The organism is Streptomyces sp. NBC_01622 (genome assembly GCF_045209635.1).
GTDB lineage: Bacteria > Actinomycetota > Actinomycetes > Streptomycetales > Streptomycetaceae > Streptomyces.
In genome coordinates this window covers 2,407,471-2,432,790 of the sequence record NZ_CP109293.1, presented here as the reverse complement: position 1 = coordinate 2,432,790, position 25,320 = coordinate 2,407,471, and the positions used below count along the sequence as shown (strand labels likewise).

Annotated in this window: 24 protein-coding genes; 20 read left to right on the top strand and 4 right to left on the bottom strand. The window is 71.2% G+C overall.

Features of this window, described 5'->3' with window-relative positions:
- The first annotated feature begins 149 nt into the window (after positions 1-149).
- Positions 150-476, top strand: coding sequence for a hypothetical protein (locus OH768_RS11135; RefSeq protein WP_328931989.1), 327 nt, complete (start codon positions 150-152; stop codon positions 474-476).
- Positions 477-564: 88 nt separating this feature from the next.
- Positions 565-1,635 (top strand): DUF6745 domain-containing protein, encoded by a 1,071-nt coding sequence (locus OH768_RS11130; RefSeq protein ID WP_406452563.1) that lies wholly within the window; start codon positions 565-567, stop codon positions 1,633-1,635.
- A 198-nt stretch (positions 1,636-1,833) separates the two neighbouring features.
- Here OH768_RS11130 and OH768_RS11125 read toward each other — a convergent pair whose 3' ends face one another.
- A complete protein-coding gene (locus OH768_RS11125) occupies positions 1,834-2,223 on the bottom strand; it encodes a ribonuclease domain-containing protein (RefSeq protein WP_406452561.1) in 390 nt (129 codons plus the stop codon).
- 276 nt (positions 2,224-2,499) lie between these two features.
- On the opposite strand from OH768_RS11125, the gene OH768_RS11120 reads away from it, so the two are divergent.
- The 5 genes from OH768_RS11120 (at position 2,500) to OH768_RS11100 (ending at position 6,752) form a co-directional block, all read left to right on the top strand.
- Entirely contained in the window at positions 2,500-3,756 is a 1,257-nt protein-coding gene (locus OH768_RS11120; RefSeq protein ID WP_406452559.1) for a histidine kinase, read from the top strand.
- 38 nt (positions 3,757-3,794) lie between these two features.
- Entirely contained in the window at positions 3,795-4,481 is a 687-nt protein-coding gene (locus OH768_RS11115) for a response regulator (RefSeq protein ID WP_406452557.1), read from the top strand.
- A 65-nt stretch (positions 4,482-4,546) separates the two neighbouring features.
- Entirely contained in the window at positions 4,547-5,731 is a 1,185-nt protein-coding gene (locus OH768_RS11110) for a cytochrome P450 (protein ID WP_406452555.1), read from the top strand.
- A 109-nt stretch (positions 5,732-5,840) separates the two neighbouring features.
- A complete protein-coding gene (locus tag OH768_RS11105) occupies positions 5,841-6,239 on the top strand; it encodes a PaaI family thioesterase (RefSeq protein ID WP_406465228.1) in 399 nt (132 codons plus the stop codon).
- A gap of 12 nt (positions 6,240-6,251) precedes the next feature.
- Positions 6,252-6,752: a hypothetical protein gene (locus OH768_RS11100; RefSeq protein WP_406452553.1), complete on the top strand. Its 501-nt coding sequence runs from the start codon at positions 6,252-6,254 to the stop codon at positions 6,750-6,752.
- Here the strand turns inward: OH768_RS11100 and OH768_RS11095 are convergent.
- Positions 6,745-7,761: a Gfo/Idh/MocA family oxidoreductase gene (locus OH768_RS11095; RefSeq protein WP_406452551.1), complete on the bottom strand. Its 1,017-nt coding sequence runs from the start codon at positions 7,759-7,761 to the stop codon at positions 6,745-6,747. The two genes, OH768_RS11100 and OH768_RS11095, sit on opposite strands and share 8 nt — an antisense overlap.
- A gap of 129 nt (positions 7,762-7,890) precedes the next feature.
- Here OH768_RS11095 and OH768_RS11090 point away from each other — a divergent pair, with 129 nt between their 5' ends.
- From OH768_RS11090 to OH768_RS11055, 8 genes are all read left to right on the top strand, one after another.
- Entirely contained in the window at positions 7,891-8,628 is a 738-nt protein-coding gene (locus OH768_RS11090; RefSeq protein WP_406465226.1) for a GntR family transcriptional regulator, read from the top strand.
- 222 nt (positions 8,629-8,850) lie between these two features.
- Positions 8,851-9,999: an ROK family glucokinase gene (locus OH768_RS11085; protein ID WP_093630033.1), complete on the top strand. Its 1,149-nt coding sequence runs from the start codon at positions 8,851-8,853 to the stop codon at positions 9,997-9,999.
- On the top strand, positions 9,996-10,577 hold the full coding sequence (locus OH768_RS11080) for a sugar kinase (protein WP_406452549.1): 582 nt from the start codon (positions 9,996-9,998) through the stop codon (positions 10,575-10,577). Before OH768_RS11085 ends, OH768_RS11080 begins: the two co-directional genes overlap by 4 nt.
- A gap of 98 nt (positions 10,578-10,675) precedes the next feature.
- Positions 10,676-13,510, top strand: coding sequence for a DEAD/DEAH box helicase (locus OH768_RS11075; RefSeq protein WP_406452547.1), 2,835 nt, complete (start codon positions 10,676-10,678; stop codon positions 13,508-13,510).
- A gap of 182 nt (positions 13,511-13,692) precedes the next feature.
- Positions 13,693-15,516 carry an SWIM zinc finger family protein gene (locus OH768_RS11070; RefSeq protein WP_406465223.1) on the top strand — a complete coding sequence of 608 codons (1,824 nt, stop codon included), beginning with the start codon at positions 13,693-13,695 and terminating at the stop codon, positions 15,514-15,516.
- Positions 15,517-15,666: 150 nt separating this feature from the next.
- Positions 15,667-16,956: a 4-carboxymuconolactone decarboxylase gene (pcaC, locus tag OH768_RS11065; protein ID WP_406465221.1), complete on the top strand. Its 1,290-nt coding sequence runs from the start codon at positions 15,667-15,669 to the stop codon at positions 16,954-16,956.
- Between the two features lie 70 nt (positions 16,957-17,026).
- Complete coding sequence (locus OH768_RS11060) at positions 17,027-17,671, top strand: MBL fold metallo-hydrolase (protein ID WP_406452545.1); 645 nt, start codon at positions 17,027-17,029, stop codon at positions 17,669-17,671.
- Positions 17,672-17,701: 30 nt separating this feature from the next.
- On the top strand, positions 17,702-18,481 hold the full coding sequence (locus OH768_RS11055) for an exodeoxyribonuclease III (RefSeq protein ID WP_406452543.1): 780 nt from the start codon (positions 17,702-17,704) through the stop codon (positions 18,479-18,481).
- 18 nt (positions 18,482-18,499) lie between these two features.
- On the opposite strand, the gene OH768_RS11050 is transcribed toward OH768_RS11055, so the two are convergent.
- Positions 18,500-19,768 carry a lipase gene (locus OH768_RS11050; protein WP_406452541.1) on the bottom strand — a complete coding sequence of 423 codons (1,269 nt, stop codon included), beginning with the start codon at positions 19,766-19,768 and terminating at the stop codon, positions 18,500-18,502.
- A gap of 147 nt (positions 19,769-19,915) precedes the next feature.
- Here OH768_RS11050 and OH768_RS11045 point away from each other — a divergent pair, with 147 nt between their 5' ends.
- The 5 genes from OH768_RS11045 (at position 19,916) to OH768_RS11025 (ending at position 23,612) form a co-directional block, all read left to right on the top strand.
- Positions 19,916-20,323 (top strand): DUF6278 family protein, encoded by a 408-nt coding sequence (locus OH768_RS11045; protein ID WP_406452539.1) that lies wholly within the window; start codon positions 19,916-19,918, stop codon positions 20,321-20,323.
- 112 nt (positions 20,324-20,435) lie between these two features.
- On the top strand, positions 20,436-21,179 hold the full coding sequence (locus tag OH768_RS11040) for an amino acid ABC transporter ATP-binding protein (RefSeq protein ID WP_406452537.1): 744 nt from the start codon (positions 20,436-20,438) through the stop codon (positions 21,177-21,179).
- A 17-nt stretch (positions 21,180-21,196) separates the two neighbouring features.
- Positions 21,197-22,102, top strand: coding sequence for a glutamate ABC transporter substrate-binding protein (locus tag OH768_RS11035; protein WP_406452535.1), 906 nt, complete (start codon positions 21,197-21,199; stop codon positions 22,100-22,102).
- Positions 22,103-22,113: 11 nt separating this feature from the next.
- Complete coding sequence (locus tag OH768_RS11030; RefSeq protein ID WP_406452533.1) at positions 22,114-22,758, top strand: amino acid ABC transporter permease; 645 nt, start codon at positions 22,114-22,116, stop codon at positions 22,756-22,758.
- A complete protein-coding gene (locus OH768_RS11025; protein ID WP_359613345.1) occupies positions 22,755-23,612 on the top strand; it encodes an amino acid ABC transporter permease in 858 nt (285 codons plus the stop codon). Before OH768_RS11030 ends, OH768_RS11025 begins: the two co-directional genes overlap by 4 nt.
- Before the next feature lie 36 nt (positions 23,613-23,648).
- Here the strand turns inward: OH768_RS11025 and OH768_RS11020 are convergent, their stop codons facing one another.
- Positions 23,649-25,217 (bottom strand): alpha/beta fold hydrolase, encoded by a 1,569-nt coding sequence (locus OH768_RS11020; RefSeq protein ID WP_406452530.1) that lies wholly within the window; start codon positions 25,215-25,217, stop codon positions 23,649-23,651.
- Positions 25,218-25,320 lie beyond the last annotated feature (103 nt).

Genomic DNA, 25,320 nt, shown 5'->3' with positions numbered 1-25,320 from the left:
GAAGAGTGCGTGGTGTGTGATGCGCATTTCTACCAACCGGCACTGACAGTGCCCGTCGGCGGGGCGCGGCCGGGGCGTTGTCAGTGGTGGCGCCTAACGTCGTGGTCATGAGGCCGGTGCGCGAAGCACCCGGCGGTGAGGGGACAGCCATGTACCGACAGGGAGACGTGCTGATCGTGCCGGTCGCGCAGGACGCGGTGCCCGCCCACGCGGCGCACGCCCCGCGGGAGCGGCGCGACGGACGCGGGCGGCTCGTGCTGGCGCTGGGGGAGGTGACGGGGCATGCCCACGCGGTCGTCGGGCCCGGGGAGTTGGTGCGCGAGCCGGGTCCCTACGGTCCGTTGCTGCTGCATCTGCCCCAGGGCGGGCGGGTGGTGCACGAGGAGCACGCGGCGATCGCGCTGCCCAAGGGGTGGTTCCGGGTCGTCAGACAGCGGGAGTACGTACCCGGGTCCGTACGGATCGTGGCCGACTGAGGGATCTGGACGCACCGGCGCCAGGACAGAACCGGGCGGGGCACGGGAGGAAGCGCACGTGAGCGGGACGGACACAGGGGTGGGCAGGATGACGGACCTGAAGGCGGGCGGCACACCGGACTTGGCGGCGGGGCGGGTGCCGGCCGGCCCTTCCGGTGACCTCGCGTCGTGGCGGGCGTGGGCCTCGGCGACCGGCGCCGCGGACCGGGCGAGCGCCGAGGAGGGCGTCCGGCGGGCCTACCGGCTGGCGGGGCTCGCGGAACCGGAGCGCGTGGTGTGGGTGGGTTCACCCCGCGCGGCAGTCGCTTTCCTCCGGGAGTCGGCGGACCGGGGCCCGAGCGTAAGGGACGCGGTGCGCAATGCGCCGTGGGCGGCGGCGAGGCGGCTGCTGCACGCCGAGTTGGGGCCCGCCGGGTGGTCGGCGCACTGGGCGGCGACAGGCGGACGGCTGTGGCCGTCGACGCAGGCCCTGGTGGACCGGATCCGTACGGGAGTGATCGACGACCTGGCCGGAGGCGACACCGGCAAGGAGGCCGCGGAGATCCGGCTGCTCCTCCTGGACGCCGTGCTCGGGCAGCACGACGCATCGTGGCTCGCGGCGTTCCCCGCCGACGACGGCCCGATCGACGCGCTGTCCGCGGTGTGCCGCAGCGCCGGCTGGTGGTGGCCGTTCGCGCGGGTCGCGGTGCTGTCGGAGCGCCCCTCGGCCCTCCACCGCGACGAGGCGGGACGACTCGACCACGGGGACGGCCCGGCGCTCGCGTACCCGGACGGCTTCGCCCTGCACGCCTGGCGCGGTATGCCGGTCCCGGCCGCCTTCCTGGCCGAACTGCCCACGCTGACCCCCGAACGCGTCCGGGCCGAGGAGAACGCCGAGCTGCGCCGCGTGATGCTCGAGTACTACGGCTACGACCGGTACCTCACCGATTCGGGCGCCCACCCCCTGCACCGGGACGAGACGGGCACGCTGTGGCGGATCGACCTGGCCGACGACGAGCCCGTGGTCATGGTGGAGGTACTCAACTCCACACCGGAGCCCGACGGTACCCACCGCACGTACTGGCTACGGGTCCCCCCGTCGACGCGCACGGCCAGAGCGGGAGTGGCCTGGACCTTCGGCCTGGACGCGGAGGCGTACGCACCCGAGCGGCAGACCTGACAGTCCCCCTCCGGTACGCCGCCGGACCGGACTGTCCGGCAGGGGCGACGGGAGGCCTTCGGCTTCTGTCGGCGGCAGGACGTGCCTCGCCCCGCGGCCCATGAACGTGGGGGGAGCCGCGGGGCGAGGGGCGAGCGATGGTGCAGCCGGTGGGAGCCGGACGCCCGGGTGACTACGGAACGGACCTGACCGACCGGCTCAGCAGCCGAAGTTGATCAGGTTGAAGGTGACGTAGTGGTCCGAGGTGTAGTAGTCCTCCTGCGTCTTCTTCCCGGTGACGATCCGGCGCGCTCCGCGCGTGGACGAGCCGGGAGTCTTGACCGTGTACTCGTGGTAGTAGCCGGACGCCTGGCTGGGGAGGACGCCTTCCTGGTTGCGGAAGACGACGCCGTCCTGCGAGTAGGGGAAGGGGCCGTTCGTCGCGATCAGGTCGAGCGTGTCGTACGCCTGGGAAGGCAGGGCGCTGTAGCAGATGCTGCCGACCGCGGCGGCTGCCGGGGTCGCGGTGGCGACGGTGCCGCCGACGAGGAGAGCGGACAGGACGGCGGCTGCTGCGCCGATGCCGGTGATCCGTGGGGGGAATCTCATGCGTTCATGATGACGCGCGTAGATAGTGGCATGTCAATGACAACCGCAGAGATTTTCCCGTCAAGTCCGATGAGTTTTCGGGAAGTTAACTTGGCGCGCGCCGTCTCCACGCGGTCTGCGCACGGGCCGGGACCCTTGTCCACTGCGATCGACCCGCAGCGCCGTCCGGAGGTCTCTGCTCCCTCCTCGACGTGTCCGCCGAAAGTCTGTGATGGCGCGACTTTGGTCGACGATCCCCGTCGGGGTGGGGTGACCGGGTCCGGGCCCTGCGTAGATTTGTCGACCGTGACTGGTGACACGACCGCGCAGGTACCGCAGGCGTTAGCGGGGCGCCGCTGGCTGCTGCCGTCCGCCGTGGCAGACGAACTCGATCCCGACGTCGAACGGCCGGGACGGCCCCGCCGTACCGCACGCGACTGGGTCGTCGACACGTCCTGCTTCCTGCTGGCCGTGATCATCGCGCTGATCGCCGCGCAGAGCCTCAGGGACGACACCTCGACCTCGCACCCCCTGGCCGTCGTGGACCAGCTGATCGGAGTCCTCGCCTGCTTCGCGGTGTGGCTGCGCCGCCGCTGGCCGGTCGGGCTGGCGATCGCCATGATCCCCGTCGGCCTCGTCTCGACCACGGCGGGCGGCGCCGGCCTGGTCGCCCTCTTCACCCTCGCCGTGCACCGCCCCTTCCGGTACGTGGCCTGGATCGGCGGCATCCAGCTCGCCCTGGCCCCGATCTTCTTCTGGCTGCGCCCCGACCCCGACCTGCCGTACGCCGGAGCCGTCGCGTTCACCGAACTGTTCACCCTCACCGTCATCGGCTGGGGCATGTTCGTACGCTCCAAGCGGCAGCTCATGCTCAGCCTGCGCGACCGCGCCCGGCGCGCCGAGACCGAGGCGGAGCTCCGCGCCGAGCAGGCCCAGCGGCTCGCCCGGGAGGCCATCGCCCGCGAGATGCACGACGTGCTCGCCCACCGGCTGACCCTGCTCAGCGTGCACGCCGGCGCGCTGGAGTTCCGGCCGGACGCGCCCCGCGAGGAGGTCGCGCGGGCGGCCGGCGTCATCCGGGAGAGCGCCCACGAGGCGCTGCAGGACCTGCGCGAGATCATCGGCGTCCTGCGCGCGGGCGAGCCCGACGACACGGGCCGCCCGCAGCCCACGCTCGGCGCCCTGGACGCACTGGTCGGCGAGTCACGCGAGGCAGGCATGAAGGTCACCCTCGTCAACCGGGTCACCGACCCCGCGGCGGTGCCCGCCTCCGTGGGCCGCACCGCCTACCGCATCGCCCAGGAAGGCCTCACCAACGCCCGCAAACACGCCCCCGGCACCGAGGTCACGGTGACCGTCAGCGGCACCCCGGGCGACGGCCTGGTGGTCGCCGTGCACAACCCGTCCCCGGAGGGCCCGGTCCCGCACGTCCCCGGCTCGGGCCAGGGCCTGATCGGCCTGACCGAGCGGGCGACGCTGGCGGGGGGACGGCTCGAACACGCCCCGGAGAAGGACGGCGGATTCCGGGTCCGGGCGTGGCTGCCCTGGGGGTGACCGGACTTTGGCCCACGGGGCCGTGGTTACGTAGCCCCATGACTGCGATCAGACTGCTCCTCGTCGACGACGACCCGCTGGTGCGGGCCGGACTGTCCTTCATGATGGGCGGCGCAGCCGACATCGAGATCGTCGGCGAGGCCGCCGACGGCAGCGAGGTCGAGGAACTCGTCGACCGCGTCCACCCGGACGTCGTCCTGATGGACATCCGTATGCCCTCGGTGGACGGACTGACCGCCACCGAGCGGCTGCGCGCCCGCGGCGACGCGCCCCAGATCGTGGTCCTCACCACCTTCCACGCCGACGAACAGGTGCTGCGGGCCCTCCGCGCGGGCGCCGCCGGCTTCGTCCTCAAGGACACCCCGCCCGCCGAGATCCTCGACGCGGTACGCCGGATCGCGGCCGGCGATCCCGTCCTGTCACCCGCGGTCACCCGACAGCTGATGGAGCACGCGGCCGGCACGGGCACCGGTACCGACACCCGTCGCGCACGCGCGCGTGCCCGCCTCGCCGTCCTGGGCGAACGCGAACGCGAGGTCGCCGTCGCCGTCGGACAGGGCCTCGCCAACGCCGAGATCGCCGCCGACCTCTTCATGAGCGTCGCCACCGTCAAGACCCACGTCTCCCGCATCCTGGCCAAGCTCGACCTCAACAACCGTGTGCAGATCGCCCTGTTGGCGTACGACGCGGGCCTCCTCGAAGAGGACGGTGACGGCGGGCACTAGCCGCTGCCGCCGTGCGTTCCCACTGCACTGGGAGATCTCGGGGGATCGTCCGGAGGGGGCAGCACATGACCGAGGTGATCGACCTGGGGGAGTTCGGCGAGGAGTTCCGACGGGACCCGCATCCGGTGTACGCCATGCTGCGCGAGCGCGGCCCGGTGCACCTCGTGCGTCTGCCGGAGCCGGACGAGCACTACGTGACCTGGCTGATCGTGGGGTACGAGGAGGCGCGCGCGGCGCTCGCCGACCCACGGCTGGCCAAGGACGGCGGCAAGATCGGGGTGACGTTCCTCGACGAGGAGCTGATCGGCAAGTACCTGCTGAGCGCCGACCCGCCGCAGCACACCCGCCTGCGCGGGCTCATCACCCGCTCCTTCACCATGCGCCGCGTCGAGGAACTGCGCCCGCGCGTCCAGCAGATCACCGACGAACTCCTCGACGCGATGCTGCCGGTCGGCCGCGCGGACCTCGTCGAGTCGCTCTCCTACCCGCTGCCCATCACCGTGATCTGCGAGCTGCTCGGCGTGCCCGACATGGACCGCACGGAGTTCCGCAAGCTGTCCACGGAGGCGGTCGCACCCACCAGTTCGGGCAGCGAGTACGACGCGTTCGTGCGGCTCGCCGAGTACCTCGGCGACCTGATCGAGGACAAGCGCTGCGCGGGCCCGAGCGGCGACCTGCTCAGCGACCTGATCCGCACCACCGCCGAGGACGGCGACCGGCTCTCCCCGCAGGAACTGCGGGGCATGGCCTTCATCCTGCTCATCGCCGGCCACGAGACCACCGTCAACCTCCTCACCAGCGGCGTCCACGCCCTGCTCACGCACCCGGACCAACTCGCCGCCCTGCGCGCCGACATGACCCTCCTCGACGGCGCGATCGAGGAGATGCTGCGCTACGAGGGCCCGGTGGAGAACGGCACGTTCCGCTTCGCCGTGGAATCCCTGGACATCGCGGGCACCCACGTCGTGAAGGGCGACACCGTCATGGTCGGCCTGACCGCCGCCGACCGCGACGCGGGCCGCTTCCCCGCCCCGGACCGCTTCGACATCCGCCGCGACAGCCGAGGCCACCTCGCCTTCGGCCACGGCATCCACTACTGCCTGGGCGCCCCGCTGGCCCGCCTCGAAGCACGCACGGCGATACGGACGCTGCTGGAGCGCGCCCCCGGCCTCGCCCTGGACGGACCGCCCGGCGACTGGCTCCCGGGCATGCTGATGCGCGGGATGCGCAGCCTGCCGGTGCGCTGGTAGAACGGCCGCACGGGACGGCCGTAGCAGCCGCCCAAGGTGTGACGAAAGCCGTAGTGGAAGCCCTGGGAGGCCCGCTCTCGTGACCGCACTCGTGGAGTTCGACCTGGCCATGGCCCGGAAGGCGCTGGAGAGCCAGCCCTTCAGCAGGCTGATCGGCGCGCGGCTGAGTGCCTTCGGGGACGGCGGCGCCACGCTGGAGATCGGCATCAGGGAGGACCTCCACCAGCAGAACGGCTTCGTGCACGGCGGAGTCCTCTCCTACGCCGCCGACAACGCGCTCACCTTCGCCGGCGGCACCGTCCTGGGCCCCGCGGTCCTCACCGGCGGCCTCACCATCCAGTACGTCCGCCCGGCCACCGGCCGCACCCTGCGCGCCCGGGCCGAGGTCGTACAGGCCGGCCGCCGCCAGGCCGTGGTCCGCTGCGACGTCCTCGCGGTCGCCGACGACGGCACGGAGTCCCTCTGCGCGGTCGCCCAGGGCACGGTGCTGCCGGTCCGTACGGCCTGAGGGGAGCCGTACATGCTGCGCACCGCGGAGATCACCGCCGAACTGACCGGCCCCTTCGCCGGGGACAACGGGCATCATCTGCACTGGAGTTCACAGCTGGAGTTCACCGTCGACTGCTTCGTCTGCGAGCGGACCGGTCGCACGCAGGTGTTCGAGTGCGGTGCCGAGCAGGCCCTGTGCTCCGGCAGCCGCAGCGGTCTACAGCGCCACCGCACGGCCGGCCGGATCGCCGCGTACGACACGACTTCGGGTCCCGGGCGGCTGGCCCTGCGGGCCCTGGTCGACTTCTGGTGGGCGCCCTTCGAGGACACCAGGAACAGCAGGCCTGCCATGGCCCCGACCAGCCACCCCTGGGTGCGGCTGCACCTGCGCTCCTACTGCCCCGAGGCGAAGGAGGCGGCCACGTACAGCATCCAGACCAACCAGGGACGGCCGCGCGAACTGCGTTGCCCCCACTGCGACTCCGGGGCCGCCACGGACGCGGCGACCCCTGCGATACGGCTGCTCAACTGAGGGCGTACCCGCCCGCGATCTCACCGAGCCGGACTGGTCTTCGCTCGCGCCGGGACACCTCGCACGCCTCGGCGATCCGCAGCGCCTGGAGGGCCTCGCGCCCGTCGCACGGATTGGTCCGCTGACCGACCACGACCTCGACGAAGGCGATCAGCTCGGCCTCGTAGGCGGGCCCGAAGCGCTCCAGGAAGCCGGTCCACGGCTTGGTCGCGGCCGGCGGCCCGGACGGCTCGGTGGACGCGATCGGGGTGCGGTCGTCCAGGCCGACCACGATCTGGTCCAGCTCCCCGGCGAGCTCCATCCGGACGTCGTAGCCCGCCCCGTTGAGCCGGGTGGCCGTCACCGTGGCCAGGGTGCCGTCGTCCAGCGTGAGGACGGCGGCGGCCGTGTCGATGTCACCGGCCTCGCGGAACATCGCGGGCCCGGCGTCCGACCCGGCCGCGAACACGTCGACCACCTCGCGCCCGGTCACCCAGCGCAGCATGTCGAAGTCGTGGATCAGGGTGTCCCGGTACAGCCCGCCGGAGATCGGCAGATAGGCGGCCGGGGGCGGGGTCTGGTCGGAGGTCATCGCCCGGACCGTGTGCAGCCGTCCCAGCCGCCCCGAGCGCACCGCCTCCCGGGCGCCCGTGTAGCCCGTGTCGAACCGGCGCTGGAACCCCATCTGAAGGATCGTTCCCGCCGTCTCGACCTCGGCGATCGCCTGCAGGGAACCCGGCAGATCGAGCGCGATGGGCTTCTCGCAGAACACCGGGAGCCCAGAGCGTGCCGCCCTGCCGATTAATTCGGCGTGCGCCGATGTCGCCGTAGTGATCACCACGGCGTCCACGCCCCACTTGAAGATCTCCTCCGTACTCGGTGCCGCCGTTTCCCCCAGCCGGTTCGCCAGCTCCTGGGCCCGTGCCGGGTCCACGTCGGTGAGGATCAGCGAACCGACCTCACGATGACGGCTGAGCGTCCTGGCATGGATGGTCCCGATGCGGCCCGTACCGATGACTCCGATGCGCATGGGAACAAACTGAGGGCCGACCAGGCACGCTGTCAATGCGTATGTCCGGACAATCGAACTACATCACTTCCCGTCAACCATTCACAGAGCTACGCTCGGCCCGTGCCGAAACCAGATGTGGACCCGACAGTGCCGCTCGAACTCAGCGTGGACCGGAGCAGCCCGGTGCCGCTGTACTTCCAGCTGTCCCAACAGCTGGAGGCCGCGATCGAGCACGGCTCGCTGACCCCGGGCAGTCTGCTGGGCAACGAGATCGAACTCGCCGCCCGGCTCGGCCTGTCCCGGCCCACGGTCCGCCAGGCCATCCAGTCCCTGGTCGACAAGGGGCTCCTGGTGCGCCGCCGGGGCGTCGGCACCCAGGTCGTGCACAGCCAGGTCAAGCGACCGCTCGAACTCAGCAGCCTCTTCGACGACCTGGAGGCGGCCGGACAGCGCCCCGCCACAAAGGTCCTCGTCAACACCGTCGTCGCGGCGTCCGCCGAGGTGGCGGCGGCGCTCGGCGTGGCCGAGGGCAGCGACGTACACCGCATCGACCGGTTGCGCCTCGCGCACGGCGAGCCGATGGCGTACCTCTCCAACCATCTCCCGCTCGGCCTGCTCGACCTCGACACCGCGCAGCTGGAGGCCACCGGCCTGTACCGGATGATGCGCAGCGCCGGGATCACCCTGCACAGCGCCCGCCAGTCCATCGGCGCCCGCGGCGCGACGGCCGAGGAGGCGGAGCGGCTGGCCGAGACGGAGGGCGCCCCGCTGCTCACCATGCAGCGCACCACGTTCGACGACACCGGCCGTGCGGTCGAATTCGGCAGCCATACTTATCGGCCGACCCGCTATTCGTTCGAGTTCCAGCTCTTGGTACGTCCCTGAGTGCACCGCTTCGCCCGCGATGTTCGTCGTAATGTCCGGACAATGCGAGTTTGACTGACGCCCACCACAACGCCCCTTCTTCAGGGGCGCGGGGCTGTGTCAATATGCGGCTCCGCCGCGGGGCGCGACCAGCCACAACGCACCCGCACCCGGCAACGATCCACACCCCCTGTACGCCCCCGCACAGCACCTACGGTCACCGTGAGGCAGAATCGGGCCTTGATGAGCACCTACGGCAATTTCAGCGCCCCCATAGGCTCCCGCCGCGCGCCGGCGCTCCGCACTGTCGGCACCCGCGAGCGGAGGTCGCACCTGACGGCCCCCCGCGTGCCCACGGTCGGCATCGACATCGGCGGCACCAAGGTCATGGCGGGCGTCGTGGACGCCGACGGCAACATCCTGGAGAAGCTCCGCACGGAGACCCCGGACAAGTCCAAGAGCCCCAAGGTCGTCGAGGACACCATCGTCGAACTGGTCCTGGACCTGTCCGACCGGCACGACGTGCACGCGGTCGGCATCGGCGCGGCCGGCTGGGTCGACGCCGAGCGCAACCGCGTCCTGTTCGCGCCCCACCTGTCCTGGCGGAACGAGCCCCTCAGGGACCGCATCACGAGCCGGCTCTCCGTCCCCGTCCTGGTGGACAACGACGCCAACACCGCCGCCTGGGCCGAGTGGCGCTTCGGCGCAGGCCGCGGCGAGGACCACCTCGTCATGATCACGCTCGGCACCGGCATCGGCGGCGCGATCCTGGAGGACGGCCAGGTCAAGCGGGGCAAGTACGGCGTCGCCGGCGAGTTCGGCCATATGCAGGTCGTGCCCGGCGGCCACCGCTGCCCGTGCGGCAACCGCGGCTGCTGGGAGCAGTACAGCTCCGGCAACGCGCTGGTCAGGGAGGCGCGGGAGCTGGCCGCGGCGGACTCCCCGGTGGCGTACGGGATCATCGAGCACGTCAAGGGCAACATCGGCGAGATCACCGGGCCGATGATCACCGAGCTGGCCCGCGAGGGCGACGCGATGTGCATCGAGCTGCTCCAGGACATCGGCCAGTGGCTCGGCGTCGGCATCGCCAACCTCGCCGCCGCCCTCGACCCCTCCTGCTTCGTGATCGGCGGCGGTGTCTCGGCCGCCGACGACCTGCTGATCGGTCCCGCGCGGGACGCGTTCAAGCGACAACTCACCGGCCGCGGCTACCGCCCCGAGGCCCGCATAGTGCGCGCCCAGCTCGGCCCCGAGGCCGGCATGGTCGGTGCCGCCGACCTCGCCCGCCTGGTCGCCCGCCGCTTCCGCCGCGCCAAGCGCCGCCGTGTCGAGCGGTACGAGCGCTACGAGCGGTTCGCCGAGTCCCGGCGCGGCACCCAGGACACCGCATGATCGCATCGCTGCCCCGCCAGGCCACCCCCCGGGACGAGCCGCCCCGGCCACCCGAGGACCCCCGCCACAAGGCCCGCCGCCGAGCGCTCACCCTGCTCATCATCGTGCTGCTCATCGGCGTACCGGCCGTCTATCTGGCGATCTCCGCGAACCAGAGCCGCAACAGCGGCAAGGACAAGGAGGCCAAGTACTCGGCGACCGGGCTCACCGTGGGCTGGCCCTCGAAGGTCCAGCGCCGCCTCTACCAGGTACCGGTCCCGCACCCGGCGGAAGAGGTCGCCTTCTACGAGACCAACAACTGGAAGACCAGCCGCCTCTACGTCCAGTTCCAGACCTCCGAGGCCGGCCTGGACACCTTCCTCGCCGGCATAGGCGTAGACCGGGACACGCTGAAGAAGAACGACATCACCATCAGCGACCGCGACCAGAAGATCACCGGCTGGAAGTTCACCCGCCCCGGCCCCTGGTGGGGCGTCGTCAACAAACAGAAGGACCCGGCTCCCACCCAGGACATCGTGGTGAACCTGTCCGATCCGGCCCTCCCCATGGTCTACGTCGTCTCCCGCACGGTTCCCTAGCGGGGCGGCCCCGGCCGGTCACCGGGGCCGATTGTCAGACCCCGCCCGTAGAGTCGAAGACAGCTGACACGACTGACGGGCGGGAGGTGACAGGACGTATGACGGACACGGCACTCATGGAGCAGATCTCCGTACGACTGGCTGCGGTCTTCCTGCCGTCCCCCGTCGTCCCGCGCGAGGGCCGCGTCGCCTTCTGGGACCCCGACGGCGAGCGCGCACTCCCCGAAGCCGAAGAGGGCGTGGAACAGACCGAGTTGACGGTCGTACGACGACACGGCGCCGGAGTCCGCCGCAGGCCCACCCCCGCGCTGACCCTGCCGATCGAAGCGGCGCTGCCCCTGCTCGTGCGCGCCCGCCGGAACGCCGCCGCCCATCCCGCCACGGTCTGCTGGGGCGCCGCCGCCCTGCACGCACTGCGCCTCGCGGCCCGCGGCCGGCTGCTCCCCGGCCTCACCGCGACCGGCCACGACGCCTGGCGGGCGGGCCCACTGGAGCCCGAGGACATCGCGCACGTCCGCGCGGTCGCGGCGGCTCTCCCGTACGAGGGCCACGCGGTCCCGCTGGCCGGCCCGGGCCCGCTCCGGCTGCCCGAGCCGGAAGCGCTGATGCGGTGCTTCCTGGACGCCGTCGCGGACACCCTGCCCCGCACCCCGGCCGCGCCGTACACCTCCGGGATGCCCTTCGCGGCCCGTCCGCCACAGCGTCTGCGCGACGCCCAGGACTGGGCCGCCGAGGTCGCCGCCGGCATGGACGCGGGCGTGCGGATCTCGCTGCGCCTGGACCTCTCGGCGTCCGACCTGTTCGACGACGGTGGGCGGGTGCGCAGCGCGGGCGCGGCCATCGTCCAGGTGCACAGCCTCGCCGACCCCACCCTCGTGGTCGACGCGGCGGCCCTGTGGGCGGGCAAGGCGGACACCGCCTTCGGCCCCCGCGCGCGCGTGGACGCCGCGCTGGCCGTACGCCGGGCCGCCCGCGTCTGGCCCCCGCTCGACCGCCTCACCGAGCAGGACCTGCCCGACGTACTCGCCCTCTCCGAGGAGGAGTTGGGTGATCTGCTCGGCATGGCGGCCACACGGCTCGCCGCGGCCGGGGTCGCCGTCCACTGGCCCCGGGACCTGGCGCAGGACCTGACGGTGTCCGCCGTGGTCCGGTCCGCGCCGGGCTCGGCGACCGACGGTACGGGCTTCTTCGAGAGCGAGGAACTCCTCCAGTTCCGCTGGCAGTTGGCGCTCGGTGGCGATCCGCTCACCGAGGCCGAGATGGACACCCTGGCCGAGGCCCACCGCCCGGTCGTACGACTGCGGGATCAGTGGGTGCTGGTCGACCCGGCCCTCGTCCGCAAGGCCCGCAAACGCGAACTGGGCCTGCTCGACCCGGTCGACGCGCTGTCCGTCGCGCTCACGGGCACGGCGGAGGTCGACGGCGAACAGGTGGAAGCCGTGCCGGCCGGCGCGCTGGCCACCCTCCGCGACCGCTTGACGGCAGGCATCCAGCCCGCCGAACCACCGGCCGGCCTTCAGGCCACCCTCCGGGACTACCAACTCCGGGGCCTGGCCTGGCTCGACCTGATGACCTCCCTCGGCCTCGGCGGCTGCCTCGCCGACGACATGGGCCTCGGCAAGACCATCACCCTCATCGCCCTCCACCTGCGCCGGGCACACCGCGAGCCCACCCTCGTGATCTGCCCCGCCTCACTCCTGGGCAACTGGCAGCGGGAGATCACCCGATTCGCCCCCGGAGTCCCCGTCCGCCGCTTCCACGGCGCGGACCGCACCCTGGAGGACCTGACCGGCGGCTTCGTCCTCACGACGTACGGCACGATGCGCTCGGCAGCGGCGACGCTCGCCCAGCAGCCGTGGGGCATGGTCGTCGCGGACGAGGCACAGCACGTCAAGAACCCGTACTCGGCGACCGCGAAGGCGCTGCGCACGATTCCGTCGCCCGCGCGTGTGGCCCTGACCGGCACCCCGGTCGAGAACAACCTCTCCGAACTCTGGGCCCTGCTGGACTGGACGACCCCCGGTCTCCTCGGCCCCCTGAAGTCCTTCCGCGCCCGGCACGCGCGCGCGGTGGAGAACGGCGAGGACGAGGAGGCGGTGACCCGACTCGCCCGTCTGGTCCGCCCGTTCCTCCTGCGCCGCAAGAAGTCCGACCCCGGCATCGTCCCCGAGCTGCCGCCCAAGACGGAGACCGACCACCCGGTCCCGCTCACCCGCGAACAGGCCTCGCTCTACGAGGCGGTGGTACGCGAATCGATGCTGGCGATCGAGACGACGGAGGGCATCGCGCGCCGGGGCCTGGTCCTCAAGCTCCTCACCTCCCTCAAACAGATCTGCGACCACCCGGCGCTGTACCTGAAGGAGGAGCACACGGCGGCACAGGCGGGCGGCGACCGCCTCGCCGCCCGCTCCGGCAAACTCGCCCTGCTGGACGAGCTGTTGGACACGCTGCTGTCGGAGGACGGTTCCGCGATCGTCTTCACGCAGTACGTCGGCATGGCCCGCCTGATCACCTCCCACCTGTCGGCCCGCGCGGTCCCGGTGGAACTGCTCCACGGCGGCACACCGGTACCGGAGCGGGAGCGCATGGTGGACCGCTTCCAGGCCGGCGCGGTCCCGGTCCTGGTCCTGTCCCTGAAGGCCGCGGGCACGGGCCTGAACCTCACCCGCGCGGGCCACGTCGTCCACTTCGACCGCTGGTGGAACCCGGCGGTCGAGGAACAGGCCACGGATCGCGCGTACCGCATCGGCCAGACCCAGCCGGTCCAGGTCCACCGCCTCATCACCGAGGGCACGGTCGAGGACCGCATCGCCGAAATGCTCGAATCCAAGCGGGCGTTGGCCGACGCAATCCTCGGCTCCGGAGAGTCGTCCCTGACCGAGCTGACGGACCGTGAACTGTCGGACCTGGTGTCACTGCGGAGGCCGGCGTGACGGGAACGGAGCCGGCTGCGGGGGACTTGGGGGAGACACCGCAGGCAGGGGAGACGGGGGCGACGGGCTGCCATGCCGAGGAGCGACCAGTGCGCCCGGCCGATCTGGCACGCCAAGCGCTGCGGGCCGCGCGTGAGCGACGGGAGCGGGCGCAGGAGAAGCATGTGGGTCACTCGGACGACATGGAGGAGTCTGGGGCGGGGCCCAACGCATCCCCGCGAACCGGTCCTGAGGAGACACCGGCCGAAGCACCTCCGCCCGCCGATCCCTCGCCGACCGCCCCTTCGTCGTCCGTTCCCCGGCCCGGTGATGCCGCCCGCGCGGCGTTGCGCCGAGCCCTGCCCGTTGCAAGTGAGGTGGCTACGGAGGCCGGTCCGTCCAAAGCGGTGCCCGCACGCCCCGCCGATGTCGCGCGCGAGGCATTGCGGGCGGCTCGGCGTGAGAGCCGGCCTGCCCGGACGGACGGAGGGCACCAGCAACCCGGTGGTGTGGAAGCCGCTCGCGCCCGCGCGGTGCGTGATCTGGTCGCCGACGCCTTCCGGATGCCCCAGGAGGAGGACTCCGGCGCGGAGCCGCCCGGCGACAACGACCATGCGCGTCAGGCGAGTCGGGACGTACAACCACCGAGCCCGAACCCGAACCCGAATCCGAACCTGAAGCCGAACTCGAACTCGAACCAGGACTCGCCCCCGGACCTGACCGCCCCGGATGCCCCCACAACCCCCCGACCCCCCACCTCCATGGCCTCCCCCACCCGCGACGGCGACCTCCGCCGTACCTTCCCCGCGTTCCCGCCCAGGCCGTCGAAGGGCACGAACTTCGCCGAGACCTGGTGGGGCAACGCCTGGGTCACCGCGTTGGAGGAAGGCGCGCTGGACGCCAAGCGGCTTGTGCGGGGGCGGGGATACGCCGAGAAGGGCCACGTCGACGCGATCACCGTGACGCCGGGGCTCGTGCTCGCATATGTGCAGGGCAGCCGCCCGCGCCCGTACCGCGTGCAGGTGCGGTTGCGGACGCTCGACGACGCCGACTGGGACCGGTTCCTGGACGCCGCCGCCGACCGGCCCGGGCACATCGCCGCACTGCTCGACAAGGAGATGCCCAAGTCCCTTGCCGAGTGCGGAGTTCCGTTGCTCCCGGGGCCCGGTGATCTGGACCCGCACTGCAGCTGCCCCGACGTCGGGCACCCCTGCAAGCACGCCGCCGCCCTGTGCTACCAGACCGCGCGCCTCCTCGACGCCGACCCCTTCGTCCTGCTCCTGCTGCGCGGCCGGGGCGAACGCCCGCTGCTCGACGCGTTGTCGCGCCGCAACGCGGCCCGGGCCGCCCGGGCCGCCCAGGAGCAGGAGCCGGCCCCGCTCCCCGGCGTGCGGGCCACGGACGCCCTCGCGACGGAACGCCGACTCCCGCCGCTCCCAGCCCCGTTGCCCACACCCCCGCACCCCGAGCAGCCCCCGGCGTACCCGGCGGCGCCCGGCGGCCCGGACCCCTTCGCCCTCGACCAGTTGGCGACCGACGCCGCCGCCCGCGCACACGCGCTGCTCAGCACCGGCCGGGATCCGGTCGGGGAGCTGAGCCTGTGGCAGGACGCGGTACGGCTCGCCGCCGCCCGCCCGGGCTCGGGGCTGACCGCCACCACCCGCTCCCTCTACGCCTCCCTCGCCAAGGCCACCGGACGCACGCCGGGCGAGCTGGCGCGCGCGGTCGCCGCCTGGCGGCAGGGCGGCATCGAGGGGCTCGCGGTGCTCGAAGAGCCCTGGGATCCGCCGGCCGGCCGCTTCGACCGGGCCCGCCCGCTGCTCCTGGCCGCCGATCTCCCGGCCTTCCGCCCCTGGCACAACCACCTCACCCACCCCCACGGCCATGTCCAACTCCGCCTGGGCCGCGACGGGTTGTGGTACGCCTACGAATCGGAACCGGGCCACGAGGACTGGTGGCCCAGAGGCACCCCGGACCTGGACCCGGTCGGCGCACTGACAGGCCTGGGCGCCCCCGGCGAACTCTGAGCCGCGGCTCACCCACCACCCACGCCCCGCCCGACGTCCGGTGAAGGCGATGTGAGGGTTCCCCACCGAAGTGTGGGAGCCGGGTGGGGAGACAGGGGGCCCCACAGCCAGGCTGTAAGAAACGGCGGTTACGTTGGAGCGGTGAGCGACATGCAGACCCCCGCCCTCCAGTACCGCTTCGACGGCCCCGAAGACGCCCCGGTTCTCATCCTGGGCCCCTCGCTCGGGACGACGTGGCACATGTTCGATCGGCAGGTGCCCGAGCTGGCCAAGCAGTGGCGGGTCTTCCGTTTCGATCTGCCGGGCCACGGCGGCTCGCCCGCGCATCCGGCCGGCTCGGTCTCCGACCTGGCCGACCGGCTGCTCGCCACCCTCGACGCACTCGGCGTGCAGCGCTTCGGCTACGCGGGCTGCGCGCTCGGCGGCGCGGTCGGTCTCGAACTGGTCCTGCGCCACCCGGAGCGGGTGGCCTCGCTGGCCCTGATCGCCGCCTCGCCCCGCTTCGGCACGGCGGACGAGTTCCGCCAGCGCGGGGTGATCGTGCGCACCAACGGGCTCGACCCCATCGCCCGTACCTCGCCCGAGCGCTGGTTCACCGGCGGTTTCGCCGCCACACAGCCCGCGATCACCGAGTGGGCCGTACAGATGGTGCGCACCACCGACCCCGGCTGCTACATCGCCGCGTGCGAGGCGCTGGCCGCGTTCGACGTACGGTCCGAACTCGCCCGTATCGGCGTGCCGACGCTCGTCCTCGTCGGTTCGGACGACCAGGTCACCGGCCCCGCCGAGGCCCGCACCCTGGTCGCCGGCATCCCGGACGCCCGTCTCGCGGTCGTACCCGGCGCCTCGCACCTGGTCCCGGTCGAGCAGCCCGCAGCCGTCACCGACCTCCTGGTCCGGCACTTCTCCACCGCCTGGCAGCCGGCCTACGACCAGTCCACCGGGCAGATGGCCATCGTGGCGCCCCCGGTCAGGCCGGTCCTCGCCGCGCCGCAACAGGTCGCGCCCATCGCCGAGATCGCGCCGCCGCCCCCCGTACCGCCGCAGGTCATGGGCCGTCCGGATCCCTACGACGCCGGGATCAAGGTCCGCCGGGAGGTGCTCGGCGACGCGCATGTCGACCGGGCGCTGGCGCAGGCCGACGAGTTCTCCGGGGACTTCCAGGAGTTCATCACCCGGTACGCGTGGGGCGAGATCTGGGACCGGCCCGGCCTCGACCGGCGCTCCCGCAGCTGTGTCACCCTCACCGCGCTGGTCGCGGGCGGTCACCTGGAGGAACTGGCCTTCCACACCCGGGCGGCGCTGCGCAACGGCCTCACCCCGGTCGAGATCAAGGAGGTGCTGCTGCAGGCGGCCGTGTACTGCGGAGTGCCCGCGGCGAACAGCGCCTTCAAGGTCGCCCAGCAGGTCATCCGCGAAGAGACGACCCCCACGGAGTGATCTTCAGCCCGGTACCGAAAGCACCAGTCTCGGCCGCCCGCCGCGAGCCGGGCAGCGGCAGGATGGACCCATGACGCTCACCACGCTCACCAAGAAGTCGCACGCCTGCATCCGACTGGAGAAGGACGGCCGGACGCTCGTCATCGACCCGGGCACCTTCACCGAGGAGGACGCCGCGGTCGGCGCGGACGCGATCCTGGTCACGCACGAGCACCTCGACCACTTCAACGAGGACCGGCTGCGGGCCGGCCTGGACGCCAACCCGGCCGCCGAGATCTGGACCCTGAAGTCGGTCGCGGACCAGCTCTCCGCCGCCTTCCCGGGCCGCGTGCACACCGTCGGCCACGGCGACACCTTCACGGCGGCGGGCTTCGACGTTCAGGTGCACGGCGAACTGCACGCCGTGATCCACCCGGACATCCCGCGCATCACCAACGTCGGCTATCTCATCGACGGAGGCCGCGTCTTCCACCCCGGCGACGCCCTCACCGTCCCGGACCACCCCGTCGAGACCCTGATGCTCCCGGTCATGGCCCCCTGGAGCAAGATCTCCGAGGTCATCGACTACGTCCGCGAGGTCAAGCCGCAGCGCGCCTACGACATCCACGACGCCCTGCTCACCGACCTCGCCCGGCCGATCTACGACCACCAGATCGGCGCGCTCGGCGGCGCGGAGCACCTGCGCCTGGCGCCGGGGGACAGCGCGTCGGTCTGAGTGTCAGTGCCGCCCGGTAGGTTGTGAGACATGCGCATCGCGACCTGGAACGTGAACTCGATCACCGCCCGTCTGCCGAGGCTCCTGGCCTGGCTGGAGAGCAGCGGCACCGACGTGCTGTGCCTCCAGGAGGCCAAGCTCGCCGAGGCGCAGTTCCCGTTCGACGAACTGCGCGCGGCGGGCTACGAGGCGGCGGTCAACGCGACCGGCCGGTGGAACGGCGTGGCGGTGCTCTCCCGCGTAGGACTCGACCACGTGGTCAAGGGCCTCCCCGGGGACCCCGGTTACGACGGCGTCCAGGAGCCCCGCGCCGTCGCGGCGACCTGCGGCCCGGTCCGCGTCTGGTCGGTGTACGTGCCCAACGGCCGTGAGGTGGACCACCCCCACTACGCGTACAAGCTCCAGTGGTTCGAGGCCCTCAAGGCGGTCGTCGCGGAGGACGCGCGGGGCAGCCGCCCGTTCGCGGTGCTCGGTGACTACAACGTGGCACCGACCGACGACGACGTCTTCGACGTGGCCGCCTTCGAGGGCCTCACCCACGTCACCCCGGCCGAGCGCGCCGCCCTCACCGCCCTGCGCGAGGCGGGCCTCTCGGACGTGGTCCCGCGCCCCCTCAAGTACGACCACCCGTACACGTACTGGGACTACCGCCAGCTCGCCTTCCCGAAGAACCGGGGCATGCGCATCGACCTGGTCTACGGCAACGAGCCGTTCGCGAAGGCGGTCACCGACTCCTACGTCGACCGCGAGGAACGCAAGGGCAAGGGCGCCTCGGACCACGCGCCGGTCGTCGTCGACCTGGACGTCTGACCCGAACGGCGCCGCCGCTCAGCGCAGCGAGGCGAACCACCGTACGACGGCCCCCGTCGCCGCCTGCTGGGAGCCCAGATGGCGGGAGCCGCCGTAGTCCGGAGTGCCGAGGTCGACGAGCGGTACGTCGACACCCCGGGCCCGGAACGACGCCTGGCAGTGCTCGCTGTTGCCGTTCACGGCCTGTTCGTCGCCCTCGGCGTAGTACAGCCGCATGGGCATCTTCGGTGTCCAGCCCGTGCACACCCCGTCGCTGATCCGCAGCGCGGCGGACAGTCCGCCCGTCGGGTGCGTGATCAGCGCCCGCCCGTGCCGGGTGAGCAGGGCGTCGATCGTGGCCGGGGTCTTGGCCATGACCTCCTGGCCGGTGTGCGTGCCGTCCAGGAGGCGCTCGATCGTGCGGGAGTACGGCGCCCGGAAGACCTCGCCCGGGCTGTCGTAGATGTGATGGAGCCGGTTGAAGGCGACGAGGGCGAGCGCGGTGTAGATCACGCCGTCCTTCGGGTCCACTCGCCCGTCCAGCAACGAGGGGAACGCCACGTCCCGGAAGGCGTACGCGCCGCTCACCGGTGCCACCGCCGCGACCCGGAAACGGGGATCGGCCCCCTCCTGAAGGGCCCGGGTCAGCCCGAGCGCCGCCGACGCCCCCTGGGAGAAGCCGGTGGCCAGTACCTCGTGCCCCAACCGCCGTCCCACCGTGGGCGCGAAGGAGGCCGCGGCCCGCAACAGGTCCAGTGCGGCCGTCGTCTCGGACGGCACGTCCATCCACGCCTGCGGCCCGGAGCCGAGGCCGAGCCCCAGGTAGTCCGGGAGTACGACGGCGAAGCCCGCCGACGCGTAGGTGAGGGCGGGCGCCTGGCTCCACACCTCGGTCGACACCGAGGCCACATCGCCCCTGAAGAGTTCGGTGCCGTGCGTGAACGACACCGTCCGCAGCCGCCGCTCACCACCGCGCGGGAAGGCCAGCAGCCCGCTGGCGGTGGTCGGCCGGCCCTTGGCGTCCACCGTGCGGTAGACCACCCGGTACGTGTCCACGCCATGGCGGACGGCCCCCGTGTCCCAGGCCGGGCCGTCCTCGTCGCTCCTCAGCTCGGCGGTCACCTGCCGCGCGGACAGCGTCCGCAGCTGTACCACCGACACCACCCGCCCCCGCCCCGCATCGTGCACACCCTGCGCCGACGCGGCCGGAACTGTCCCCGCCCCCACGGCCCCCGCGGACACCGAACCGCTCACCACCAGGGCTGCGGCAACCGACGACATCACGATCATCTTGCCTGTCCGATTCATACTGCGACCGTACGAACAGGACATCGCGCCCACCATCCGGCCAACCCGCGCTCGGGCGAGGGGCTTTCCCCCCTTCGGCCGGGGTGCTGACACGCCATCGCCGACGCCCTGTGGTGCGTACGGCGATGCGAATGACACGCTGTATGTATGAACATCCCTTTCCTGGGTGACCGGGCCGAGAAGCACCGTATCCACGACGCCGAGGGCATCGCCGAGCTGCTGGCCGAGTGCGAGCTGCTCCGCTCGCATGCTGCCCGGGAGGGCATCCAACTCGACGACTCCGCAAGCTCGTTGGAGGCCCTGGACCAACTGGTGCCGCGCTGGCGCGACGACGAGGAGACCGTGTCCTGGCTCGGCAACGACGCCGGTCTGTATCTGGGCACCGTGATCGTGCGCACGGTGGGGGGCGCCGCCTGGGAGATCCGGCCGGACGGCCAGCCCGTCGTACGGCTGGACTCCGGGCGCGAGTTCGACGTCGTGGCCTCCGGTCATGAGTGGGCCGCGAGCGGTGTGCCCGAGCTCTCGCAGCTGTACGCGGAGGTCGCCGAAGAGTAGGAGGGGAGTAAATACGGCTAATGCCCGAAAAGTGCGTGTCGTGCGTTAACTCCGATCTTGTGTGGATAGTTTGCGGCAACCACGACACAGCTGAGAGTGAGTAGGGCTGGGCATGGCCGTCGATCCGTTGATCGAACTGCGTGACGTCAACAAGTACTACGGGGAGCTGCATGTCCTGCAGGACATCAACCTCACCGTTGGCAAGGGTGAGGTGGTCGTGGTCATCGGCCCTTCGGGGTCGGGAAAGTCGACGCTGTGCCGGGCGATCAACCGGCTGGAGACCATCGAGTCCGGGACGATCCAGCTCGACGGCCGGCCGCTGCCCGAGGAGGGCAAAGCCCTCGCGCAGCTCCGCGCCGAAGTCGGCATGGTCTTCCAGTCCTTCAACCTGTTCGCCCACAAGACGGTGCTGCAGAACGTCTCGTTGGCCCAGATCAAGGTCCGCAAGCGCAAGCGGGACGACGCCGACCGGCGCTCCCTCGAACTCCTCGACCGGGTGGGACTCGCCTCGCAGGCACCCAAGTTCCCCGCGCAGCTCTCCGGCGGCCAGCAGCAGCGCGTGGCCATCGCCCGCGCCCTCGCCATGGAGCCCAAGGCGCTGCTCTTCGACGAGCCGACCTCGGCCCTCGACCCGGAGATGATCAACGAAGTCCTCGAAGTCATGCGGCAGTTGGCCCACGACGGCATGACCATGGTCGTCGTCACCCACGAGATGGGCTTCGCCCGCTCCGCCGCCAACCGCGTCGTGTTCATGGACGACGGCCGCGTCATCGAGGACCGCACCCCCGAGGAGTTCTTCACCAACCCGCGCACCGACCGGGCCAAGGACTTCCTGTCCAAGATCCTCAAGCACTGAGCGGGGGAGTGCGATCCATGTTCCGTACGACCCGTGTGCTCCTCGTGCTGCTCCTCGCACTGCTCGCGACCGCCTGCGGCAAGGAGGGCAGCCCGCCCGTGAAGGGCCCGGCCGCCGAGAAACTCCCCACCTACCAAGTGGCACAAGGCTTTCAGCTCCCCGGCTCCAAGACCTGGAAGCGGGCGAAGAAGCGCGGCTACTTCGTCGTCGGCGCCAAGGAGGACCAGCCCTACCTCGGCGAGAAGGACCCGGCGGCCGGTACCTACTCCGGCTTCGACATCGAGATCGCCAAGATGATGTCGGCCTCTCTCGGCTTCGCCCCGAAGACCGTCCACTTCAAAACGATCGCCTCGGCCAACCGCGAAACCGCCCTGCAGAACGGCCAGATCGACTACTACGTCGGCACCTACACCATCAACGACATGCGCAAGAAGCTCGTCGCCTTCGCCGGCCCCTACTACATGGCCGGCCAGTCACTCCTCGTCCGCAGCGACGAGCACGACATCCACGGCCCGCAGGACCTCGCCGGCAAACGCGTCTGCTCGGCGGCCGGTTCGACGCCGTACCAGCGCATCAAGGACGACTATCCGAAGGCCCAGCTCGTCGCCTACGACACCTACTCGGTCTGTGTCGACAACCTGCTCACCTATCAGGTCGCCGCCGTCACCACCGACGACGCGATCCTCATCGGCTACGCGGCGAAGGTCCCCGACCAGCTCAAGGTCGTCGGCAAACCCTTCTCGAAGGAGCCGTACGGCATCGGAGTCCCGCACGGCGACAACGCCCTGCGGTTCGCCCTCGACGACGCGTTGGAGGCCCGTGAGAAGAACGGCGACTGGAAGAAGGCGTACGAGGCGACGCTCGGCCTGTCCGGAGTGCCCGCGCCCACCCCGCCCGCGATCGACCGCTACCCGGCGAGCTGAGCGAGGCCGATGTGAACGTACTGACAGACAACTTCTCGACCTTCGCCGACGGCTTCCTCGGCACCGTCGAACTCACCGTCTACGCCTCGGTGTTGGCGCTCGTCCTCGGCTTCCTCATGGCCTCCTTCCGGGTCGCCCCCGTCGGTTCGCTGCGGGTGTTCGGCACGGTGTGGGTGACCGTCCTGCGCAACACCCCGCTCACCCTGCTGTTCTTCGCGGTGCTGCTCGGTCTGCCGCGCTTCGGACTCGTGCTGCCCTTCAAGGTGTTCGCGGTCCTCGCGCTCGGCTGCTACACCTCGGCGTTCATCTGCGAGGCGCTGCGCTCCGGCATCAACACCGTGCCCAGGGGGCAGGGGGAGGCGGCCCGCAGCCTCGGGATGTCCTTCGGGCAGAGCCTCGGACTGGTCGTACTGCCGCAGGCGTTCCGCTCGGTGATCCCGCCGGTCGGCTCCACCCTCATCGCGCTCGCCAAGAACTCGGCGATCGCGGGCGCCTTCAGCGTCACCGAACTCCTCGGCACCTACCGGACGTTGAGCGAGCTCGGCTACAACATCGTCTGGACCTTCGTCTGGATCGCCCTCGGCTACCTGATCATCACCCTCGCCATCAGCGCGCTGTTCAACACGCTGGAGAGGAAGTGGGGAGTCGCCCGATGACCACCGCCAACGCCCTCTACGACGTCCCGGGCCCCAAGACCCGCAAACGGCACCGCCTTTACGGCATCGCGTCCACCGTCGTCATCCTCGGCCTCCTCGCCTGGATCCTCTATCTCCTGTTCGACACCGACCAGTTCACGTACACGAAGTGGATGCCCTTCGAGTACAAGGGAATTCAGGAACTGCTGCTGCGCGGCCTCGGCAACACGCTCAAGGCCTTCGGGCTCGCGGCCGTACTGTCACTGGCACTTGGCACCCTGCTCGCCGTAGGACGGCTGTCGGACCACCGGCCGGTGCGCTGGCTGTCCACGCTCGTCGTGGAGTTCTTCCGCGCCATGCCCGTCCTGGTGATGATCTTCTTCATCTTCGTGGCGCTCAAGGTGCAGCCGCTGCCCGCACTGGTCGCAGGACTCACCCTCTACAACGGCTCGGTGCTCGCCGAGGTCTTCCGCTCCGGCGTCAACAGCGTCGAACGCGGCCAGCGGGAGGCCGCGTTCGCGCTCGGCATGCGCAAGACCCAGGTGATGTCGTACGTCCTCGTACCGCAGGCAGTACGGGCCATGCTGCCCGCCATCATCAGCCAGCTGGTGGTCGCCCTGAAGGACACCTCACTGGGCTATCTGATCACCTATGAGGAGTTTCTCCACGCCGGGAAGCTGATCGCCTCGAACCTCGACTACGATTTGCCGTTCATCCCCGTGGTGATGGTGATCTCGCCGATCTACATCGGGATGTGCATGCTGCTCTCCTGGTTCGCCGGATGGGTGTCCCGCCGGGAGCAGCGCAGTCCCAAGACCGAGGCCGTGGACGTGGCCCCGGCCGAACCAGGGACGCTGCTGCCGCGGGTGCAGTAGTAACAGGGCACTTGCCCGCCCGGCAGCAGCCGGAGATCACTGCTCGCGCAGCGGGATCGACACGTACGACGGGTCGTTCGCAGGCGAGGAGAAGGTCAGCTGCGCGCCGGTCGGGTTGTGCTCGATGTAGAGCGGGTCGACCGTGTCGACGACCAGGGCGAGACGATGCCCTGCCGGGATGTCGTAGGCCGTGGAGAACAACTCCAGGTCCACACCGAACGGCTTGCCGGGCGTCTGCCCGTGCCAGGTGTACGGCGCGTTGCTGACCAGCTTGCCGAGGCCGAGCGGGCCCACGTCGTAGAGGTACGCGACGAGGGTGCCGCTCTCCTTGGTGTCCGTGACCGTTGTATGCAACTTCACGGTGCCGCGCACCTGTTGGGTGCTCGTGTACTTCGCCGACTGCCATACGGCGGCCCAGCGGCGGGGGAGGAGGGGAATGGCGGCCACCGGAGGTGCCTGCGCGACCTGGTCGAGGATGCTGGACAGGAAGACGATCCCGCCGTCCGCGCCCGAGTCGACATTGGTGTGGATGGTGGTCGTGCCCGCGAGGTCGATCTTCTTCCGCGCCGCACCGACCGACTTCCAGTCCGGGTAGCCCTCGTAGCCGCCTGCGGAACGGGACTTGAGCTCCACGGGGTCCTCGCGGTCGATCCCGTTGTCCTCGCCCTTGAGGTAGTGGTCGAACCAGCGCTCGGTGTCCGTCCACACGTCGTTGGGCAGCCCGAACAGTCCGGTCAGCTCGGCGGTGGCGTGGTCGCCGGGGCGGAGTTCGAGCCGCTTGGGGCCGGTCAACTCGCCGTAGAAGTCGGCTATTTGGTTCGGCGGGAAGATCGTGTCGCCCCAGGCGTTGGCGAGCATGATCGCCGCGCCGTTCCTGTTGATCTGATCGACACAGGTGGCGGGGGAGCGTTCGTTCCCCCAGTCGATCAACTCCTGTTCCTTGGACAGGTCGGCGGCGAAGAAGTCCTTGAAGACCTGGCTCGTCTCCGCGCTCGGACGGCCGGTGACCAGGCCGACGCCGTCCAGCAGGGCGGTCGCCTGGGAGTGTTCGGTGCGGCCCGAGTAGATCGAGTCGATCAGGTCCGCCCAGCCGCTGAGTGACGCAACTGCCTTGATCCGCTTGTCGTGTGCCGCCGCGAGCAGGCTGATGCCGGCGCCGTACGACACGCCCGCCATGCCGATGTGCGCCGCGTCGGACGGGGTGTTGGCGAGCGCCCAGTCGATCACCTTGGACGCGTCGGCCACGTCCGCCGGGCCGCCGACCTCTATCCCGCCGCCGGACTGCCAGAAGCCGCGGACGTTGTAACTCACCACGACATAGCCGGAGTTCGCGAGCTTCTCGGCCTGGGCCAGGTACTGGACCTGGGGGAATCCCCAGCTCGTGGGCAGGACGAGGAGGGGGTAGCGATGCGAGCCGTCGGCGTCCGCGGGCGTGACGACGTTCGCCGCGAGCTGCGTACCGCCGTCGCCCGCGATGTCGACGAAGCGGACGCCGTTCGTGGCGGCCTGGGCGGCGGGGGCGAGCCCGAGGACGCCTCCGGCGACGAGAGTCGCGGAGACGGCCACCGCGGCGGTCGTACGCAGGGCCTGGCGACGGTTTCGCACGGGTCACTCCTCACACGTGTCAATGCAAAGTGACCCGACGGTAACCGCAGCCCTTTACCTGAGGTAACCCGTGAGTAAGTTACGTGCCAGTAACGATTGTTGA

Excerpts from the sequence above, each read along its gene's own strand:
- OH768_RS11135 (WP_328931989.1), top strand. The coding sequence starts at position 150 with ATGTACCGACAGGGAGACGTGCTGATCGTGCCGGTCGCGCAGGACGCG.
- OH768_RS11130 (WP_406452563.1), top strand. The coding sequence starts at position 565 with ATGACGGACCTGAAGGCGGGCGGCACACCGGACTTGGCGGCGGGGCGG.
- OH768_RS11125 (WP_406452561.1), bottom strand. The coding sequence starts at position 2,223 with ATGAGATTCCCCCCACGGATCACCGGCATCGGCGCAGCAGCCGCCGTC.
- OH768_RS11115 (WP_406452557.1), top strand. The coding sequence starts at position 3,795 with ATGACTGCGATCAGACTGCTCCTCGTCGACGACGACCCGCTGGTGCGG.
- OH768_RS11110 (WP_406452555.1), top strand. The coding sequence starts at position 4,547 with ATGACCGAGGTGATCGACCTGGGGGAGTTCGGCGAGGAGTTCCGACGG.
- OH768_RS11105 (WP_406465228.1), top strand. The coding sequence starts at position 5,841 with ATGGCCCGGAAGGCGCTGGAGAGCCAGCCCTTCAGCAGGCTGATCGGC.
- OH768_RS11100 (WP_406452553.1), top strand. The coding sequence starts at position 6,252 with ATGCTGCGCACCGCGGAGATCACCGCCGAACTGACCGGCCCCTTCGCC.
- OH768_RS11095 (WP_406452551.1), bottom strand. The coding sequence starts at position 7,761 with ATGCGCATCGGAGTCATCGGTACGGGCCGCATCGGGACCATCCATGCC.
- OH768_RS11085 (WP_093630033.1), top strand. The coding sequence starts at position 8,851 with ATGAGCACCTACGGCAATTTCAGCGCCCCCATAGGCTCCCGCCGCGCG.
- OH768_RS11080 (WP_406452549.1), top strand. The coding sequence starts at position 9,996 with ATGATCGCATCGCTGCCCCGCCAGGCCACCCCCCGGGACGAGCCGCCC.
- OH768_RS11075 (WP_406452547.1), top strand. The coding sequence starts at position 10,676 with ATGACGGACACGGCACTCATGGAGCAGATCTCCGTACGACTGGCTGCG.
- OH768_RS11070 (WP_406465223.1), top strand. The coding sequence starts at position 13,693 with ATGGAGGAGTCTGGGGCGGGGCCCAACGCATCCCCGCGAACCGGTCCT.
- pcaC (WP_406465221.1), top strand. The coding sequence starts at position 15,667 with ATGCAGACCCCCGCCCTCCAGTACCGCTTCGACGGCCCCGAAGACGCC.
- OH768_RS11060 (WP_406452545.1), top strand. The coding sequence starts at position 17,027 with ATGACGCTCACCACGCTCACCAAGAAGTCGCACGCCTGCATCCGACTG.
- OH768_RS11055 (WP_406452543.1), top strand. The coding sequence starts at position 17,702 with ATGCGCATCGCGACCTGGAACGTGAACTCGATCACCGCCCGTCTGCCG.
- OH768_RS11050 (WP_406452541.1), bottom strand. The coding sequence starts at position 19,768 with ATGAATCGGACAGGCAAGATGATCGTGATGTCGTCGGTTGCCGCAGCC.
- OH768_RS11045 (WP_406452539.1), top strand. The coding sequence starts at position 19,916 with ATGAACATCCCTTTCCTGGGTGACCGGGCCGAGAAGCACCGTATCCAC.
- OH768_RS11040 (WP_406452537.1), top strand. The coding sequence starts at position 20,436 with ATGGCCGTCGATCCGTTGATCGAACTGCGTGACGTCAACAAGTACTAC.
- OH768_RS11035 (WP_406452535.1), top strand. The coding sequence starts at position 21,197 with ATGTTCCGTACGACCCGTGTGCTCCTCGTGCTGCTCCTCGCACTGCTC.
- OH768_RS11025 (WP_359613345.1), top strand. The coding sequence starts at position 22,755 with ATGACCACCGCCAACGCCCTCTACGACGTCCCGGGCCCCAAGACCCGC.